11 protein-coding genes, 1 tRNA gene, 1 pseudogene and 1 CRISPR repeat array are annotated in these 19,066 nt (G+C 49.6%); of the genes and pseudogenes, 5 read left to right on the forward strand and 8 right to left on the reverse strand.

The features are described 5' to 3' along the window. Positions 1-2: 2 nt before the first annotated feature. The 7 genes from JTE88_RS08700 to JTE88_RS08730 form a co-directional block, all read right to left on the reverse strand. A complete protein-coding gene (locus JTE88_RS08700) occupies positions 3-1,493 on the reverse strand; it encodes a galactose-1-phosphate uridylyltransferase (RefSeq protein ID WP_204424406.1) in 1,491 nt (496 codons plus the stop codon). 1 nt (position 1,494) lies between these two features. Then, complete coding sequence (locus JTE88_RS08705) at positions 1,495-2,568, reverse strand: phosphotransferase enzyme family protein (RefSeq protein ID WP_204424408.1); 1,074 nt, start codon at positions 2,566-2,568, stop codon at positions 1,495-1,497. Next, positions 2,565-4,727 carry a 1,3-beta-galactosyl-N-acetylhexosamine phosphorylase gene (gene gnpA / locus JTE88_RS08710; RefSeq protein WP_204424410.1) on the reverse strand — a complete coding sequence of 721 codons (2,163 nt, stop codon included), beginning with the start codon at positions 4,725-4,727 and terminating at the stop codon, positions 2,565-2,567. Before gnpA ends, JTE88_RS08705 begins: the two co-directional genes overlap by 4 nt. A 316-nt stretch (positions 4,728-5,043) precedes the next feature. Further along, complete coding sequence (gene cas5e / locus JTE88_RS08715) at positions 5,044-5,781, reverse strand: type I-E CRISPR-associated protein Cas5/CasD (RefSeq protein ID WP_204424412.1); 738 nt, start codon at positions 5,779-5,781, stop codon at positions 5,044-5,046. Next, the gene (gene cas7e / locus JTE88_RS08720) at positions 5,778-6,836 is read right to left on the reverse strand and encodes a type I-E CRISPR-associated protein Cas7/Cse4/CasC (protein ID WP_204424414.1); all 1,059 of its coding nucleotides are present in this window, start codon (positions 6,834-6,836) and stop codon (positions 5,778-5,780) included. Before cas7e ends, cas5e begins: the two co-directional genes overlap by 4 nt. A 32-nt stretch (positions 6,837-6,868) precedes the next feature. Beyond that, positions 6,869-7,477: a type I-E CRISPR-associated protein Cse2/CasB gene (casB, locus tag JTE88_RS08725; RefSeq protein ID WP_204424415.1), complete on the reverse strand. Its 609-nt coding sequence runs from the start codon at positions 7,475-7,477 to the stop codon at positions 6,869-6,871. 19 nt (positions 7,478-7,496) lie between these two features. Further along, entirely contained in the window at positions 7,497-9,128 is a 1,632-nt protein-coding gene (locus tag JTE88_RS08730; protein WP_204424417.1) for a type I-E CRISPR-associated protein Cse1/CasA, read from the reverse strand. 249 nt (positions 9,129-9,377) lie between these two features. Here JTE88_RS08730 and cas6e point away from each other — a divergent pair, with 249 nt between their 5' ends. The 5 genes from cas6e (at position 9,378) to JTE88_RS08755 (ending at position 17,225) form a co-directional block, all read left to right on the forward strand. Then, the gene (cas6e, locus tag JTE88_RS08735) at positions 9,378-10,076 is read left to right on the forward strand and encodes a type I-E CRISPR-associated protein Cas6/Cse3/CasE (protein ID WP_204424419.1); all 699 of its coding nucleotides are present in this window, start codon (positions 9,378-9,380) and stop codon (positions 10,074-10,076) included. Next, the gene (cas3, locus tag JTE88_RS08740; RefSeq protein ID WP_204424421.1) at positions 10,073-12,724 is read left to right on the forward strand and encodes a CRISPR-associated helicase Cas3'; all 2,652 of its coding nucleotides are present in this window, start codon (positions 10,073-10,075) and stop codon (positions 12,722-12,724) included. Before cas6e ends, cas3 begins: the two co-directional genes overlap by 4 nt. A gap of 106 nt (positions 12,725-12,830) precedes the next feature. Continuing rightward, positions 12,831-13,682, forward strand: coding sequence for a CRISPR-associated endonuclease Cas1 (gene cas1 / locus JTE88_RS08745; RefSeq protein ID WP_239519518.1), 852 nt, complete (start codon positions 12,831-12,833; stop codon positions 13,680-13,682). After that, entirely contained in the window at positions 13,682-13,993 is a 312-nt protein-coding gene (cas2e, locus tag JTE88_RS08750) for a type I-E CRISPR-associated endoribonuclease Cas2e (protein WP_204425848.1), read from the forward strand. Before cas1 ends, cas2e begins: the two co-directional genes overlap by 1 nt. 20 nt (positions 13,994-14,013) lie before the next feature. Further along, a CRISPR array of direct repeats spans positions 14,014-16,608; the repeat unit is 29 nt; unit sequence CTCTTCCCCGCACACGCGGGGGTATTTCC. A 544-nt stretch (positions 16,609-17,152) separates the two neighbouring features. Beyond that, positions 17,153-17,225, forward strand: a tRNA-Arg gene (locus JTE88_RS08755). Positions 17,226-17,554: 329 nt separating this feature from the next. Here JTE88_RS08755 and JTE88_RS08765 read toward each other — a convergent pair. Continuing rightward, positions 17,555-18,861, reverse strand: a pseudogene (locus JTE88_RS08765) (ISL3 family transposase). Positions 18,862-19,066: the final 205 nt, after the last annotated feature.

Below are 19,066 nucleotides of genomic sequence, written 5' to 3' on the forward strand. Positions count from 1 at the left end.
GTTTAGTTTTCAGTAGTGAAACCGAGATCTTCAAGGAAACTTTGCGTGATGCTGTGGTCCTTAAACACTGCAGTATTTTCTAGGATACGCTGGCAGACGCTTCCAAGCTCGTCACGAATTGCTTGAGCGATAACGTCAGCGTCGCGGTTTTCTCCGATGAGTTCTTGTAGTTCGGCAAACACTCCAGCAAATTCGTTGAGTTCTGCGGGTAGCTCCTGATTGTTTTCGAGCAGCTGGGCTAGTTGAGCCAGCTGGGTATCAAGGCGTCCGGGTAGAATAAACAGGCCTTGCGCTTCGATCAATCCGATGGATTCTTGTTTGATGGCGAAGAATTCTGGGTGGGCGTGGAAAATACCTTCTGGATATTCTTCGCTGGTGATATTCGACCGCAAAATGATCGACATTTCGTATCCACGTTCGGTCAGGCGCACAGTTGGTGAGATGGCGGAGAAGACGTCGTTGCCGGCGCGCGGAATAATGCCCAGTTCGTCGTTTCGGTAGTTGATCCAGGCTTCGTGGATGCGTGTCGATAGCTCTTCGATCGCTTCGCGGTCTGTGGAGACGACGCGCACAGCAGTGTTGTGCCAGTCAAGGATTTCGATTTCTGCCTGCGGGAAGTCAGCACTGCGGAAACTCTTCCAGCTACCTGCTACGTGCATAGGTAGCTTTTCACCACCGGCCTGGTAGTGGTCGTGGCCTAATACCGAACCGCCGATTCGTGGCAGGGCGGCGTTTGAGCCGATGAACAGATCTGGGTATTGGTCGACGAAGTCCATCAATCGGCGGAACGTGCCTCGATCGACATGCATCGGGGTGTGCTCATAGTTCACCGCAATACCGTGTTCGTACAGGTAGCCGTATGGGGAGAATTGCCAGAACCAGTCCTGCCCGTCAAGTGTCAATGGAACAGTGCGAAGCGTGAACTTGGTACGCCCCGCAAAGCCTTCATTTTCGTGGCAGATCGAGCACTTGGGGTATCCGCCGGCGACGGAGTTACCGGCCTGTGCCTTGGCCGCGCTCTTGAATTCTGGTTTGGCTTTGTTGATCGTGACGATCAGACCGTTGGTGTCGAAACGTGGGTTTTGGTCGAGAACGGAACGGCGAACGTAGTTGTTCTTGATCGAATAGTTGTAGAGGTTCGCCATGGCGTGGGAACCGCCGTAGGCTTCTACGTCGTGAAGGAATCCTCGTTTCATTGCCGACGGGGACAAGCTCACGATACCCATCATCTGGTCACACAGTGACTCTGCTTGACTTTCGTCAAACAAGCCGGCTGCAATTCCGGTGTCCCGTAACTGTTCGATGATGACGTCTGGCCGCTCATGTCCAGTGCCGGTGGCACCGGTTGGTCGATATGAGTTCAACCCAAAGAGCGCGAAAATCTGGTTACGTGACCAGTCTGAATCGACCGGGTCAAGTTTGAGATGAGTGTGGGCATAGTCGATTAAGGCATCGACTGCCTGATAGAAATTCGTGAGCTTGTCTTCGCTCATGTTACTTCTCCTCTTGTCCGTTATAGGCTCGGTTGGCTATCTCGCACATCTGGTCATATTTGCGTTCGATGTCAGCAACGAGCGCGATCTGGTTACGGGCACGTACCAGATTGTGTTCGGCATATGCGGTCGCAAAGTAAACATCTCCGTCGATATAGTCTGTTAAGAACCGCATACCGCATTCGGCGGTCATGAGTTTCGCTGAAAATGCTAGCAGATCTCGTTCGGCTGGTGTGAGGGTTTCACGCAATGTGGGGATGAAGCCTTCGCAGTATGCGGTGTAAAGATCGAGGCTGAAACCTACTTTCGAACGATCTTTTTCGTCTTCATCGGCAAGGGCAGCGCCGGTACGTAACGCATCGCCGAAGTCGTAGAGTAAGGAACCGGGCATGACGGTGTCAAGATCGATCACGGCCCGGACTTCTCCGGTATCTGCATCAAGCAAGATGTTGTTGATCTTGGTGTCGTTGTGGGTTACGCGCGAGGGAATCTCCCCGGTTGTCAGCAGGTCAGTCACGTAGGAATATTCAGCTGCTCGCTGGGTGAAGAACTCGATCTCGTCAGTAACTTCTGCCACTCGTCCGGAAGTATTCTTCTCAACCGCCGCTAACAGGTTGTGATAGCGCGTCGGGGTGTGGTGGAAGAACGGTATCGTTTCTGCCAACAACGTGGCATCGAAATCTGCCAAGTCACGCTGGAATTGACCGAATGCTGCAGCCACTGAGCGCACCATGTTTGGCGAAGTTGCCAAACTGTATGAGCGCGAGTTGCCGATATAGCGATACATGCGGAAATATTCTTCCCCTTGGCGAAGATACAGCTTGTTATCGAGCGTCGGAATAATCTCCAGCGTCTCTTTGCCTTTCTTCCCTAAATGTTCGGTGACGAGCTTGATGTTGTTCATCAAACTATCCACATCCGCAAACACGGTTTTGTTGATCTGCTGCACGATGTAGTCGTCGCTACTGGTTGTCACTCGATAGGTTCGGTTAATATGCCCGTCACCCCAACGAGTACTCGAGACGTGTTCCCCGCGAATACAGAATTTTTGTGCAATGCTCCATGCTTCATTCATGATATCGCCGTCCATTCAATCGCTGACGGCGCCAGATCAAATGTTGCCGCCTTACCCCCTGGCAGGCTCACCACAGTATGCTGTGGTTTTTCCGAGTTGTTCACTACTGCGTAGATACCTTTCTCGGCAAAGTATGCCACTTCACATTCTGGGTTCGATGAACCCCAAACGGCGTACTGGTCTTCCTTGTGTGCCGCATAGAACAATGCGCGTTCGAGCAATCGTGCGTTCAGTGCCGAATATGGTAGGCCAGAGAGGTAGACGCCGCGGCCGTCGTCGTAACTGTTGACTGCGAGCTGAACTTGGCCGGCGAGCCCAGAAATCACGGTTGTCTGTTGCGAAATCGGGAAGGTGTTCATAATAGCTTCGCCGAAATCGAGGCTCTCGCGCGGAATATCTTGGATAACGAAGTGGTCCTCTGTGAGCTCGGGCCAATACTTATCTACGTTGAGGCTGTGGTAGATTTCTTGATCCACGCCCAGAATATCTGCCAGCTGGAAATGACGGCCACCGTGTTCGACGGCGCTCGGCTGGCCAACACCTACGAAGCCCTTACCGGAACTGACCCAAGAACGAATCAGCGAAACGAGCTGCGGATTCTTCCAGGCTTGGGCACCAGAATACGACGTGCCTTGTGGACCGGCGTTAATAATGACGTCGATATCGGAATCGATACCGTTGGCGAGGACGTCGTCGAAACTCAAGAAACGCACATTGACGCGCATACCTGAAAGTGCTTCGAGGATGCCGTAGAACGAGCGGTTGTATTTGTTCGGCAACGCATGAGCAACCGTGAACTCCTGCCAGGATCGGCGAGCACCCCAGGCATCTAGCAATGCCACTGTGAGCTGGGCTTGAGCGCCAGTACCACCAGACTTGTCATAAATATCGCGGAACTCGTTCGCAATAGTTGCTACGTCGTCTACGAACTTCGGGAACTTCGCTGCCAAGGAGAGGTAGCCGCCGTAGCCCATGCGTTCAAGTGGCGAACGCAAAATAGCGCGGCGAGACTTGCGCCAATTATCCCACGCTTCGATCGACGGATCGGCGCCCTCGTAAAACGAATCCGGGAAGAAGTACGGCAAGAAGCGACCCTCGTGATACTTCACGCCCTTAATGTCAGCAATCATGCGGGTGGTTGTGCCGTCACCGACCGAACCGACGATCGCATCCATACCCACATTCGGGAATGTTGAACTGTATGGTTCGGTGCCGATCCACTGATCGCCGAGGAACATCATGGCTTCTTTGCCGGCAGCCTGGACGCGCTCAACCATCTGCTTCATCAGCGAGTGAACAAAGTCCGCCGTGAAGTCGAGCCAGTCACGCTGTTCTTTGCTTGGGTAGACGAAGGACGAACCGTAGGATCCGCCGTCGACGAAGTGTTCTGGGCGCATCCGATAACCATACTTACGTTCGAACTCATCGAGCGCACGCGGCGAAACCGTCACCGCAAAACCGGTCCAGTCAACAATCTTCTCTTTGCGCTCGTTGTTGAAAATCAACGTGAACTGATAAAAAAACGTAGTGAAGCGAACGACGTCGACATGCGGGTTATCCACCAGCCACTTATCCAAGGTGTTCAGCATAAATTCTTGGATTTCCGGGTGACGTGGATCGAACGCGATTTCGTGTTCCTTATCGCCCCAATCGTTGGTGATGTGGTTGTACATCTGTACCGGATCCCAGATGACGTACGCCAAGAATGTCACGGTGTATTCGTGCATCTTGTGGGCATCGTGGATGTGAACGACGTCGGCGTCGGCGTCGAGGCTCCACTGGTCGGTGGGCAGAACTTCGCCCGAGGTACGATCGATAACTTCCCAGAATCGATGTGGGCTTGCATCACGATTGATGGTGAGTTGCTCGGCGAAGTAGGTGTGCATCAGCGGCACGTCGACTGTGGTGTCCGTGGCGCGGGTACGTTCTGACATCAGGTAGACCATGGGCACGCAGTCCATATGATCTTTCATAAAATAGTTGTGACCGCGGTTAGGGAAGTATGCCGAATATATACGTTTGCCCATGTTGATAACGTCGTCGTCGAGGTGGGTGCCGTCTGAATTACGAATTGCGTCCGCACCCCATTTTTCGGCTAACTCAGTGGACTGCTGAATAAAGTTTTCTTCGGTAGGTATGGTAAAGCGACCAACGCTCATATTTACTCCCCTAATAACAGGTAGTCGGTACGAGAATAAGCATCCCTCAGCTGTGCCAGTGGAAAATCGGCGACTGGCTTGGAGAGTCCACGATGACACTCCACAACTGCAAAAATCGTAGCACATTTACTAACGGGAACTAGAAAGTAAAGCTATCCATCTCGCTATGACTGCAGCGAATTTTTCTGGCTGATCTCGGCGTACACAATAGCTTGCCCCGGCGATACGCTCAATAGTGATTACTGGGTGCGTGATAGATATTTTGTGGGGAGTAAACCTGCTTGATTTACTCCCCACACTGCTACTCGCTCATAAATCAGCCAGCTAATTGCCGTCGGATAACCAGATGGCCGCTGATGAACGATAATTGCTCGTCGCGTTGGTTAACCACGGTAATAGCTGTTTGGTTCCGTCGCCCACTAGCCGGATGGAATGGACCATAAGTCACCATTGTTACCGGCTGAGATTGAGGTTGTTCGCTCTCAACAGTTCGATGCAGATTGGAAACTATTGGAATCTCGTTAATGCAGTCGGCAGATCCCCGCCCCAGATAGAACGGGAAATCCGGAGCAAACGCTTTGCGTCCAAGATAGGTTACAAAACCGGGTGTTGCTAAAGCATTTTCCAGCTCATCAAGATGTTTTTCGGATGTAATTCGCACAATAAACTCGCCGTCAGCTAGGTAGGTACGGTTCACAACCGACGTCCCACCTTGCGCATCGGGAGTAAAAACAAGTGCTTTGCCTTTAGCTTTGCCAGCAGAAATACCTTGGACGATCTGGTGTCTCCTGCGGAAAAGTGTAGATTCTGTGCGCGGATTAATTGTATGAAAATCATCCACAATGTTAGGCCGGCGATCTTGTCGAACAACGAATTCAACATCATTTAACCACTCCGGCCATTGTCCGCGCTCAGCGCCCAAGGCACCTGCAAGTAGCCCAAGAAGACCTGAGCGGGTGGGCCACGGCTCAGTACGAATGATGTTACCGCTCACCGCTGGGCCAGCCCACGATTGAAGTGGTCCACTCAGCCGGATATACAGCGACTCAATCATTGCAGAATCCAATCAACAATGCGATCGATCATACCATCAAGAGTTTCTCGTTCCACACCTGCAAACTGATCATCGGAAAATTCCGCAGTGCCGGAAAGAACTTCAACTGGCCCGAAATTTCCGGGATCAAACGATCGTGCCCGCTGGTATTGTGCGGCAAGCTCCTTGATCGATTCTGCTTCGTAACCGCCATCGGAGCCCACTTTTACTGGCTTTTCAAAGCTGTATGCAGTACGGTAACGCTGTTCTTCAGCAAAAACAAGGCTTGGCATTGTGTAAGGTGCAGTAGAGTTTTGTTTACCTCGTGGCATTCCATATACTGCTGCTCGAATGAACTCTCGTAAGTTATCTCGTGTTTCTGGAAGCTCAAAAGCAGTCCAAACTGCTTTGAGCTGTTCCTTATCGATCGATATTGTTCGATAGAATGTGCCGTTCACGTATCGTGATACGCCAAGATAGGTTGCACCCGATTTTTTGCGATCGCGTTCGCGCACGTCATCGCCTGTGGAGAAGTAGTCAGACTCAATAGTTGCTGCGTGGGTAGTAACCCCTGGCGATACCGCGATCGCTGCTTCAGTGTTTTTCCCTGGTGCATTTGCAAACATGCGACCAAATGCGGCGATCGCTAATGAACCTGTCTTGCCATCAGCGATAAATTCACTATTCTCTTCACCATCGATTAGACTTTGCGCAAGAGTTGTTAGTTCTTCCACTGAAAGCCATGCGGATCGATCCGATTCTTTCTCCGTAGCTTCACCTTTTGTCAATTCACCAATACGCTTCGCAGCTAGCTTACTCAATGATTTTTTATCTATTTCTGGATTCAGTTTGGCAGCGATATCAAGCACTTCATCTACAAGTTTTCCAGAACGCACTGAAAGATCGAGGCTGGCTTCTTCATATTTCCCACGAATACCCCGCTTGATGCTTTGTGACGAATGCATTGCACGCAATGCACCACCTTGCATAAGGCGCTTGGGAGTCCCGGAATCATCACGGTTGAGGTTCGAATACGGAACGTTAGAAATGATGTGTAATGTTAGATTCTTTGACATGGTTGTTCCTTAAATTGCTATATGGATAATGATTAGTTCTCAGAAGCATCAGCAGTTTGGCCGATATTGCCGTAATAGTCTTTTAATATTTGCATTCTTAACGCACGTGACTGCTCGCTTACACCATTTCCCCATCGGCTGAGTAAACGATAAATTGAGAAATAGTCGCACGCCGGAGGGTTCGTTAACGAGTTCGCCATTTGCATTAATCTCCAGATTGACTTGTACGCTTCTTCAAAATCTTGGGTGTGGATGTATGCCAATCGTTGAGCTATCGCATCGGGATTTCGCGGATCAAAAGACACTTGCTGGTCTGGTTTCTTTTGCCGAGCCCACGCTATCGACAATTCACTGCACCACTTACCAAATGATTTGAATTTTCGTTCCCCATTTTCTTGAGACTGTGGAATATCAGTAAATTCAGCGATAAGGGCAGCGACTCGCACTGCTGTCTTCCGGACCTCAGATCGCGCATCGGGCCCTAAAGCTGGATATATGTACGGATATGCGTAATGTTCGGTAAACGGATCAGCTCCGCGTCGAATATTAGCTCTTTGTTGCCGGAAAGTAACCGCACTCCGCCGGTCAAGAATTTGATAGATCAATGCAAATTCTGATTTATCATGCACATCATTAACCACGCTACTCCTCCTGTTCTTTCTAGTCTTCCTTAGTAGCACTGTGGTGCTCACTGATAGTTTTCTGAATAATGCGAGAAAGGCTTCCTCGCACTGCATATATTTGTTGTGAATATTGGCCAACAAATGGCTCAGTGACACTGTCATAAGTTTGCATCGCAGCCCGATATATTCCCGTTGACAGTTTCTGAGTAGGCTGAGATCCCGCTCGGAGTTCACTCATATATGTCTCATAAACAGGCGTTATTTGGCGCCAAAACTCTGCCGAGGCATCAGCTCTCGAATTCTCCAACGCATCCAAAGCAAGTGCCGGATAACCACTCGCTTCACGTTTTGCGTCTGAGGCATTTCGACGTCGAAAAACTCCAGTAACACTTCGATGAATGGCACGAATTAACTGCGCATTCCATCGAACTTCGTTGCGTTGCTGGGATCTGAGACCGAAACCCCAAACATCTGGAGTCGCAAAAAACACATCAGATGCTCTAACACTCGGTGAAGAAGCTGTACCTTCGATCTGATGTCTAAAGAAGATAGGGGTACGATCTTCCGCGTCACTTGGGAGAATATTCGTATTGCCTGAGTTCAATAAGGCTTCAAGTTTATCTTCGGCAGCCCACTCAATTGCCAGATCTGTTCCATCTCGACCAAAATCGATACGCTGCGCCTTTTTTGCACCATCACTGGATTTCGAATCCCCCATATAGAGGTACATGGGGTCGTTCTCGTTTCGAATATCCCACCACTCTTTTAGCGCTTTTTCAGAGTCTTTGTCGATGTAGGCAATTGGTAACCATTCTGGTGGAACACCCCCGACCCGAACTCCTGCAAGGAACTGCTGCCCATTTGACTCTTCCCAATAACAGGCCGCTGTATTCGAACTCCATGTACCCATCCACAACGGATGAAGTAGCCCATCGGATAGCTTCGATACGGTCATTTCCCGGTCAGCCCACGCCGGAAGCCCTTGCCCATCAACCCATTTCTTCGGCAACGAAGCAAATAGCGAATATAAGAAACTCTCTCCGTCAACTTTCCACATAAATTCTGTAGCCGCATTTCCTTTACCAAGGAACCTAATCCCTGGTGCGCCCATGCGTGTTTTATCGCCGTCATATTTATTATTTCCAGCCATGGAGTAATAGTGATAAGTAACTAGCTTCAAAACTGCTTCTGAGACAGAAAGTTTTACCGGGAAGCTGACGATAAGATTCCAATAATCTTCGCCGCGATCCGAGGGCATAGCAGGAGAAAGCTTCTTTACTTCTTGATCGCCAGGACCTATTTTACGTGAGGTATCTTTAGCTGATTTTGGCGCCAAAACTGGCCGTTGCATAAACGGATGGGCGGCGTCAAAAAGGGTTGCGCTCTTAGACAGTGACTCCAGAGCACGGTCAACTGCAGATACACTGAAACCATCAGTAGCTAAAGCAGCCATATCATCTGCATCGTCCCACTTTGTTTTTTCTTCAAATCTCAACACAACCGGGACAACAGATAAAAGGAACCTGAATGTTGCCGCAACCTCAAATGCCGGTTTTTGCAGATTCAGCATGAGATCAGGTTCATGTGCTCGCAACAACACTTCACGAACCGAAATGTCACCTTGTGTTGTGGAGACCCAATTAATGTCTGTTAATGCATTAATATCCATCTTCCCCTACTCCTCATAGTGATTGGTATAACATGAACTGTAGTACTAAAGTATGAACAAATCAACTTCTGAAATAACGTTGATTTTATTAAAAACTCCATGTAGATTTTGAAAGAGGGGAAAATTCTCCGAAAGCTCTGAACGACTTTACCCCCGCTTATGCGGGGAATCAAACATCTGAAATAACAGAAATACCCCCATAACAATGGGGAACTTGATAATAATAGCATCTATACCTGAGGGGCGGACATGGCCGAGTCACTGTATCTGACAAAGTATCCTATTCATCTTGCGCTTAGTCAGAAAGCCACTAACAAACCACGAAACGGCTGGGATGAGACCGACCCAAAATTCCGCCACCGAGCAGTTATGGCAATCTTCGATGCGATTGACTCCGATCATCCCCGTAAAAACGCCGCCATTCTTTTCCGCGCAGATTACCTCGCCGGTCAGGCCCCGTTCTTCCTGATCCAGTCAAAAATTCCGCCAACACATGCGCCAGACGGCGTACAGACTATAAAACGAGAAATTGAGGTACTGCCAGCTGGGACTCCAGTTCGCTTTAGGCTGTCCATCAACGCTATACGACGGAAAACAGTTTCAGCCAACGTAGCTCCATCGAAACCACACGTAACTACCACGCCGATCCCGTTCGATTTTTCGACAGAAGGTTCTGTGGCCTCAGACCCCCAAGAAACTATGACTCCCTGGCTGAGTAATAAACTCAAAAAAGCGCTTGATGACGTAACAATCACCAACCACCAACGTGAACTTTTGGGCGTTGACCGAAATGGAAAATCCACAGCATCGATGACGGTTCAAGTCGATACTGTAGACGCAGTAGCAACGGTAACCGATGGAACCGAATTGAATGATCTTATTCTTCATGGCGTTGGCCGAGCCAAAGCCTACGGGTGCGGTTTGTTGACAGTACAGGCTCTAGCATGAACACTCGATCTGAGCTGTGGGCAAAACAAGACGGGTTTGATAAAACATACCCTCTTCTAGCTCATCTTCTTGATACCGTAACAATTACTGGAGCCCTCTACGACCACTGGCTACGGGAAGGCTTACGTGATTTGTTCCGCGAGAGCTTAGGAGACAACGCTAAATCTATTGTCCAATGCATCGCTGGTCTCCACGACGTAGGAAAAGCAAGTCCATTATTTCAGTTGCGGCCATCAGACAAAGCGCAACGGTGGGAAAAGATCCGCAAGACAATAGAGGAATCGGGTAACTACCAAGATCTTGGAAATACCTCGATTGCGCTAAACCGCTCGAAAGACGAGGCGCGCAGGCACGAACGCCTTTCAGCATATGCCAGCCAACCTGTACTTCCATCATCGCGTAAACCAGCAAGTCAAGTATGGGTTCATTTAGTTCTCGGTGGGCATCATGGAAAGTTCTCTGCCATCACTAAGGCCTCGGATACCAAAGATCTCCTCGAAGATCTCGACTACGGCGGTTGGACATCTGCCCAACATGACTTAACCGACGGCGTACTGACAGCTTGCCGCCTCAACCGGGAAGATATTCCACAAAAGCTCGATCCAACTATAACTTTATTGCTTTCCGGACTCATTGTTTTAGCTGATCGGATCGCTTCAGGAGAACCATTCGTTGATGGTGGATTCACGTTGCTTGAGGAGTTCCCTGATATTCTTGAACATCCGCATCGTTGGGTAACCGAACGGGAAAAAGAGGCCGAATCACGTGTTCGCACAACAGTAGGGATTTATTCTCCGTGGGAGACCGAAGATGCAGCTAAGCAGGCTATCTTAGGCGATTATGATCCGCGCCCGATTCAGCGAGAAGCATTAGACGCAGGAGATGGGTTGTGGTCGTTGATGGCTACTACCGGCAGCGGAAAAACTGAAGCGGCGTTGCTTCGGCATTCGACCCGTCCTGAACGCCTGATTTTCCTCCTCCCTACACAAGCAACTTCCAATGCCATCATGCGCCGAGTTCAACATGCATATCGGAACACAAGCAATGTGGCAGCACTGGCTCATGGTTTAGCTTCCGTGGAAGATTTTTACCAGCAACCGCTTTCTTTGTACGACGACGAAGCAGGACAAAACCCATCAGAAAACCAAACTGACAAGCCTAGTGGACTGTATCCTTCATCGTTTGTTCGTGCCGGTGCTGCTCGCCTATTTGCCCCAGTTTGTGTAGGCACAATTGATCAAGCTCTGGCTTCCGCTCTACCTGGAAAGTGGATACATTTCAGGCTTCTCGCATTAGCTAATGCACATATGGTCATTGATGAAGTCCACACGCTAGATGTTTATCAGACTAAGTTATTAGAAGAGCTCCTTCCTTGGCTAGTGAAAACACGAACTCGGGTAACGTTCCTAACTGCAACAATGCCTAGTGAACAACGCCAGCAACTGATTTCCGCATACTCTCAAGCAGAGGAAAAACTTGACTCACCAATATTCCCTTCGATCGACGTCGTTACTGAAGGGCACACAGATTCCATCCCGGTAGATTCGCTGACTGCTTCCATGACTATAGACTTACGCCAAACAGAATATGATTCGCTTGTCGATGCACACGTTGATTGGCACACTCAGGTGCGCAGACAATTCCCCACAGCACGTCTTGGAATTATCTGTAATACCGTTGCTAGGGCGCAAGAAACTGCACAACGAATCGCTGAAAATGGCGAAACAGTTCTGATTTTACATTCACGCATGACTGCAGAACACCGCCGGCAGAATGCTCAACAATTACTGGATTTACTTGGGCCAAATGGGACGGGAACGAACATTACTGTTGTTGGAACACAAGCAATAGAAGCATCCCTAGATATCGATCTTGATTTTCTCAATACTGAAATATGCCCAGCCCCATCACTTGTGCAACGTGCTGGACGCCAATGGCGCCGAACCGATCCTCAGCGCAAAGACCGATGCCCAGGAGAACATCAGAAAACACTAACTGTAACCTGGTTCAATTCTGATCAATCCTGGCAGTATCGCCCATATTTAGCTGCAGAACTTAAGCGTACCTATGAATGGCTTGCTTCTCATTCCCAGCTCATCATTCCAGATAACGCTCAGGAATTTATTGACTCCGCACATGTCAATTTTGAAAACGCCCTCACTGAATTAGACATGGAAGCTCTGACCGAGGAAACCTTGAAGTTGATGCGCGCGGAATCTAACCGTGCACGAATAACAGACGCCTTAACAGACCGCGCCAGCGTGGGAAATTTCACTGCACTCACTACGAATAATCCGGCAGATGAATCTACAACCCGGCTCATTGATGAAGGATCTAATGGCCGTTTCATTCTGGGAAGCTTAGAATCGACGATTCCAGGAGCCTGGCATGGAACAGCAGAAGAGCTTCTGACTTTATCTTCACGCGATAAGGCTACTATTCGGGAAGTACTCCGGGCTTCTATTCCACTTTCATTACCGCGTAACTCGCAAAGGAAACCCCGTGCAAAAGAGGAGTTTATCGAACGTCTAAAAGCGATCTCGTTATCTGAATCTCGTTCACTTTTAAGTGGTTATTATTTCGTTCCCGATGCCGACCAGTTCTACGATTCTTCCATTGGTTTTACTGGCCCACTACAGAATTCGTGACACTATGAGTTATTCCCAAGAAGCACTCGCTTTCAGTACAATACCCGCAAATCATCAGGTGCGCATTGAAAACAGAATATCTTTTCTGTATCTGGAGTATTGCCTCGTGCGGCAAGATCGCACCGGCGTCGTCGCCATTCGAGACGCAACTGACGACGACGATAACCCAGACCCCGAAGCAACCGTAACTCGAATCCAACTACCCGTCGCCGGGTTAGGAGTGCTATGCCTCGGACCAGGAACTAGTATCTCGAATGCGGCAATAACATCTTGTGCGCGTTCGGGATGCACCGTCGTTTTTTCTGGCGGAGGAGGCGTTAACGCGTATGCGCATGCAACTCCCTTATCGTCTTCTGCAAAATGGGCTATAGCACAAGCACGCCTGATCTCTTCCCTTGATGCGCAAAAAGTTGCTGCAATCAAGCTTTATACGAAACAGTTTGGTGCCGGGCAGGTGAGGGATGCTTCGATAAAAGTTATGCGCGGTATCGAAGGGCGTATCATGCGCACAACATATCGCGATTTAGCAAAGAAAGCGAAAATCAAAAACTTCAAGAGAGATACTAATGCTAGTGATCCGATAAATGCTGGCCTTAATGTCGCGAATTCTATTATGTATGGTGTAGCGGCAACAGTGTGTGCAGCAATCGGCGTCAATCCTGCTTTAGGTATTATTCACCGCGGAGATATTCGCGCCTTGCTTTTTGATCTGGCTGATCTTTATAAAGCACGCATTGTTTTACCTCTTGTTTTTAATCATGCGCACGATGAAGATCCGATCAGTGAAATCAGACGTGATCTGCGAAGACAAATTCATAGCAAGCACATTTTAGAAGATATGCTTGGCACGCTGATGGAAATACTACAACCTCACCTACCGAATCGTGACGATGATCGTTTGATTAACGATCATGGCGAAGTTTCTGGGCACGTACAATACGGAAAAGATGATGAGTGATGTTTGCAGTCTTAACAATATCTGCAGTTCCCGAGCATCTTCATGGATATGTAAGCCGATTTCTCACTGAGGTTGAAAGTGGGGTTTACGTCGGAAATATTTCTCGGAACGTGCGTGAACGCCTATGGGAACGTGTGAGCACTACTCTTGACGAAGGAACTTCCACTATGATTTATAGCGACCCGCGACAAGAACAAGGATTCTCGATGCTCACTGCAGGAAAAAATTCACGAAAAGTATTGGACTTAGACGGTCTAACCGTTGTGTCCATGCGTCCTGGACGTGGAGAATCCAAAATTCGAGATCGTTGAAAATAAAGGGTTTCGTTAGTCTCTTCCCCGCACACGCGGGGGTATTTCCGGGTCGTGGCGGTGGCGACTGGAAATGCAGTCCTCTTCCCCGCACACGCGGGGGTATTTCCGCTTCGACCGCTTCCTCAAGTGTTTCCTCACCCTCTTCCCCGCACACGCGGGGGTATTTCCAATAAAATCCGGTTTCTTGCGGCTCTCCCCACCTCTTCCCCGCACACGCGGGGGTATTTCCGGAGTAATTTCGGCTGTGCGTTTCTATATGAACTCTTCCCCGCACACGCGGGGGTATTTCCTGAGGTTTTCGGTAGCGACGTCGTATGACCAACTCTTCCCCGCACACGCGGGGGTATTTCCAACATTCATGCTCTCTGCTCCTTCTAAAAGATCTCTTCCCCGCACACGCGGGGGTATTTCCGACAACAGCGCCCTTATCGATCTTCGCAAATGCTCTTCCCCGCACACGCGGGGGTATTTCGCACTCCTAGAAAGATTACTTGATACGACGCTGCTCTTCCCCGCACACGCGGGGGTATTTCCCCTATACTCCTGCCTCGCTAGGAAAGTAGAGGCTCTTCCCCGCACACGCGGGGGTATTTCCCTTGCCCCTGCTTGTTTTGCGCTAGTCCTGGTCTCTTCCCCGCACACGCGGGGGTATTTCCACTTTTAATTCTTTGCATTGGTGCTCCTGCGGCTCTTCCCCGCACACGCGGGGGTATTTCCGCTGGTATTCGGCAATAAGGTTTGCGAGCTTGCTCTTCCCCGCACACGCGGGGGTATTTCCGACGCTATCGCGCCACCGGCGTTAGTCTTGAACTCTTCCCCGCACACGCGGGGGTATTTCCTGGGGTCACGACGCAAAAACAGACCCACTACCCTCTTCCCCGCACACGCGGGGGTATTTCCAGCTCTTCTTAGCACTGCGAAGACTCTTAGTGGCTCTTCCCCGCACACGCGGGGGTATTTCCCACGCAGTTTCGCTTATGTCAACCGAAATAACCTCTTCCCCGCACACGCGGGGGTATTTCTTGCCGTAAAGCTTTCAACGCTTCCTGTTCGCGCTCTTCCCCGCACACGCGGGGGTATTTCCATAGAAAAAGAGGGCCAAACGCGGTTGCGTTTCTCTTCCCCGCACACGCGGGGGTATTTCTTGGAGCTGCAATTGGAATGTTAATCCAGAAAGCTCTTCCCCGCACACGCGGGGGTATTTCCGAAGTACATTGCCGATCGCCGGCAAGCATCGTCTCTTCCCCGCACACGCGGGGGTATTTCCGGCTGAGGAAACCGCAGCAGTTAAAGAGCTTTCTCTTCCCCGCACACGCGGGGGTATTTCCAGTTCCGAGTCGCGTCGCTAGCACCGTACAAGCTCTTCCCCGCACACGCGGGGGTATTTCCCTCCGCCAGTTCAAGAATATGGTCGCCAGTGACTCTTCCCCGCACACGCGGGGGTATTTCCGGTATCTAAGGTTTCTTCACTCATTTTCGTATCTCTTCCCCGCACACGCGGGGGTATTTCCTTAGATTCAGTGAACACTTCCGGGTCGCCCTTCTCTTCCCCGCACACGCGGGGGTATTTCCTATGGTCAAGCCGATGAAATAATTAAGCATGCCTCTTCCCCGCACACGCGGGGGTATTTCCCGGAAGTAATGTATTACTGTTGCCTTCAATGACTCTTCCCCGCACACGCGGGGGTATTTCCCGCATGCCCCGGCAGATACGCAAATTATCTGGCTCTTCCCCGCACACGCGGGGGTATTTCCAGATTCTTGAGACTCTTGAAAAGCTACCCGCGCTCTTCCCCGCACACGCGGGGGTATTTCCGGTATTCGATGATGAGGATATGCAAAGAAATTCTCTTCCCCGCACACGCGGGGGTATTTCCAAATTCCGGCAACGAATCAAAAACACCGGAATCTCTTCCCCGCACACGCGGGGGTATTTCCGACGACGCAATCGATCCACAGCCCATGCGCGACTCTTCCCCGCACACGCGGGGGTATTTCCTAAGTGTGTTTCACATCTCCTTTTATAGGAAATCTCTTCCCCGCACACGCGGGGGTATTTCCAGTAATCATTACCGTGCCGCGTCAGTCTGGAACTCTTCCCCGCACACGCGGGGGTATTTCCAGTTTCCTTCCCAGCCTACGAAAACGCCGCCGTCTCTTCCCCGCACACGCGGGGGTATTTCCTGTTGAAAAGAATAAAAAGCTACTCGAAACGGCTCTTCCCCGCACACGCGGGGGTATTTCCTACAGCACCAATGCCACCAGTCCCCAGTAACGCTCTTCCCCGCACACGCGGGGGTATTTCCGTTTCAATGTCTGCTAGTGCTTCAGTGAGTTGCTCTTCCCCGCACACGCGGGGGTATTTCCTTCAACGCCCGCATACTGTGCGTAGTATTCGCGCTCTTCCCCGCACACGCGGGGGTATTTCCAAAATCATCTTCAAGATACGGATGATTCTCGCCTCTTCCCCGCACACGCGGGGGTATTTCACAACGAAAATGGAGACCTCAAGAGCAAGAAGGCTCTTCCCCGCACACGCGGGGGTATTTCTTTCCATTTGTGCGCCGGCCAGCCTATTTCGAGCTCTTCCCCGCACACGCGGGGGTATTCTAAATATCGCAACCAATGTGCGTGATACTTGATCTATGAGTTGAATACACGGCAACCTGAACCTCCATCGGCATGTCCGCCCATTCTTTGTTCTTTCGGCACAAGAAAGACTCAAGCGTCGCATCATTGAGGATATGAACATTATCCTGATACGCCTGCTCACACGTTATTGGGGTGATGTGTGGATCGAAATCCGATGAGACCATTAGATCAAATGTATTGTAAGGAGTCGTCGAATTTACCAGCAGCAAAAGAGCGATCATATCCATCAAAAACGCCTTGACTACAATCTTAACTTTTCTCACCGATCGCCTTTTCACGGCTAACAACACCGCTAAAAACACTGCGGCTTCTCGTCCCAGATAGTTATTAAAAGCCTGGACCACGAACAATAATAACTCGAATATTCCAGCGATATGGCAGGCATTTTTACCGAACAACCTCCCCACTCCCTCAACTCGCCACAGAACTGTTTCCTACGCCACGTTTTCTGATTAGCGTCTTGGTAAAAATCATTGTAAGCTAGAGGACGTTCCAACGAACACTGCGCTCGTAGCTCAATGGATAGAGCGTCTGACTACGGATCAGAAGGTTGGGGGTTCGAGTCCCTTCGAGCGCGCGTTTCGGCCCAGTGGTGAATTATCCCGCTGGGTCGATTTTTATACTTTTTGAGGCACGACGCATGCTTACTGGCTCTTCGCGTTTTAGCGGGGTGAAACGTTGTTACTCGGTGGGTTTACAGGCCTAGTATCAGGTGCTGGTGTAGTGATTTTAACGTTAGTAGCTGTGTTTTCGTTGTCGTTAATGTGGCGGTGATGAGATTTTTAGTGGCCCGAAATAACTATACAAAAGTAAGCAACATACATTGTCTTTGTTAACCCGTTGGTGTTAGTGCGTGGAACACTCGATGATAGAAAATGCCTTGTGATCTTCTCACTGGTAAACAGGTTACACGAAGATATTATGCAGCAGTCTCCAGTTAGGTTTACCGGCATACAGTAATGCACGAATGCGATAGTTGTTGAAATTCGTGAACCCAAATCCGATACGTTTAATACGTTTGATGAGATTGTTTAACGCCTCGGTGATGGAATTAGAAAGATTCGTTTGATGATACGCCAAGATTTGAAGCTGCCATCGTTGTAGCGTGCGTCCTAGCTGCTGAATTTCTGGGGGCATAGCCACATCCAGGCATGTTTGTATCAATTCTGCAAGCATGGTGGTCGCAACACCAAGATCTGTTTGCTGATAAAACTCTCGTAAGCGTTTATCCGATACGCAATCGCTACTTCAGCGTGAGGATCTCCTAACACAAGCATGCTTTCTAGACGCTGGACCATTGCTGGCAGTAGTTTTTCACTACCATATGTCAGTAAACGCCGAATCTTGTATAAAGGATCTTTTTTACGCCCACGGTGTCCCAAGGTCTGATTTTGCACGCGTCTACGTACAGTATCTAACACACGATTGGCTAACGTAATCACATGGAAATGATCAGCTATTTGAGTTGCCTGAGGTAATACCACGTTATACACAGCACGGCATGTTGGGCTCATGTCTAAAGTGGCATAGCGGATTCGTGCTTTCCAAGCGTTGGGCTGGTCTTTTAAATAGCGGGCTACGTCTATGTAGTTACAGCTTGGGATAATATCAATAATTTGATGATGCTCGACGTCACATACCGTAGTGACATAACTTGTGCGGTGTCCTTGTATGCGAACGAAACTTGTTTCATCAAGCCCGATTGCGTGAGTCTTGTTTAAACGCTTACGGTCTGCTTGTAGTAACACTTGACCATACATAGTTACTGCATCATTGACTGTGTGCCAAGAACACCCAAGATCAGCTGCGACTTCGCTAATTGTTCGTCCCATGCCTACTTGCCGGGTCGCCCATTTAGCTGCCCTGGTAGTCATCTGGCAACGTTGAGCAGCAATACGTTTATCTTGACTTGTCCATGAACCAACATCACATGCAACGTTTGGACAATACAAGCGGTGCTTACGCCATAACAAGCTCATAGACCGACCATAGACAGGTAAATCTATATACCGCACTCTTGGCCTTTCTTTAACGCGTGCAAGACTTTCACAACGCGGGCATGTTGGTCTCTTAAGGACTTGTTCAATTTCGATTTCCTGTTGAGAGCCATAACGGTAATACGCCAAGACGCGAATATCTTTCAAACTCACAAGCCGAGCAAGAATTACGGTAGGATCATAAGCGGTGAAGATAGTTTCAGGTTTTTGATTCACACTCTAAGCATGAACTACCTTCACCACTTCTGCATCCCCACACCCCGCTAAAACGCGAAGAGCCACAAAATCTCGGGATTCAGCACAGCGGCACGCTATATCGCACTACTGGGGCTATAGGACATTGAGTGTTGTTGTTGTGTTTGGTTTTCGTTGTTGTAGTGCGTGAAAGTGCGTGTTTTAGTTTGTTGGGGTCAACTAAGTG

The sequence above is a fragment of the Arcanobacterium phocisimile genome (assembly GCF_016904675.1).
GTDB lineage: Bacteria > Actinomycetota > Actinomycetes > Actinomycetales > Actinomycetaceae > Arcanobacterium > Arcanobacterium phocisimile.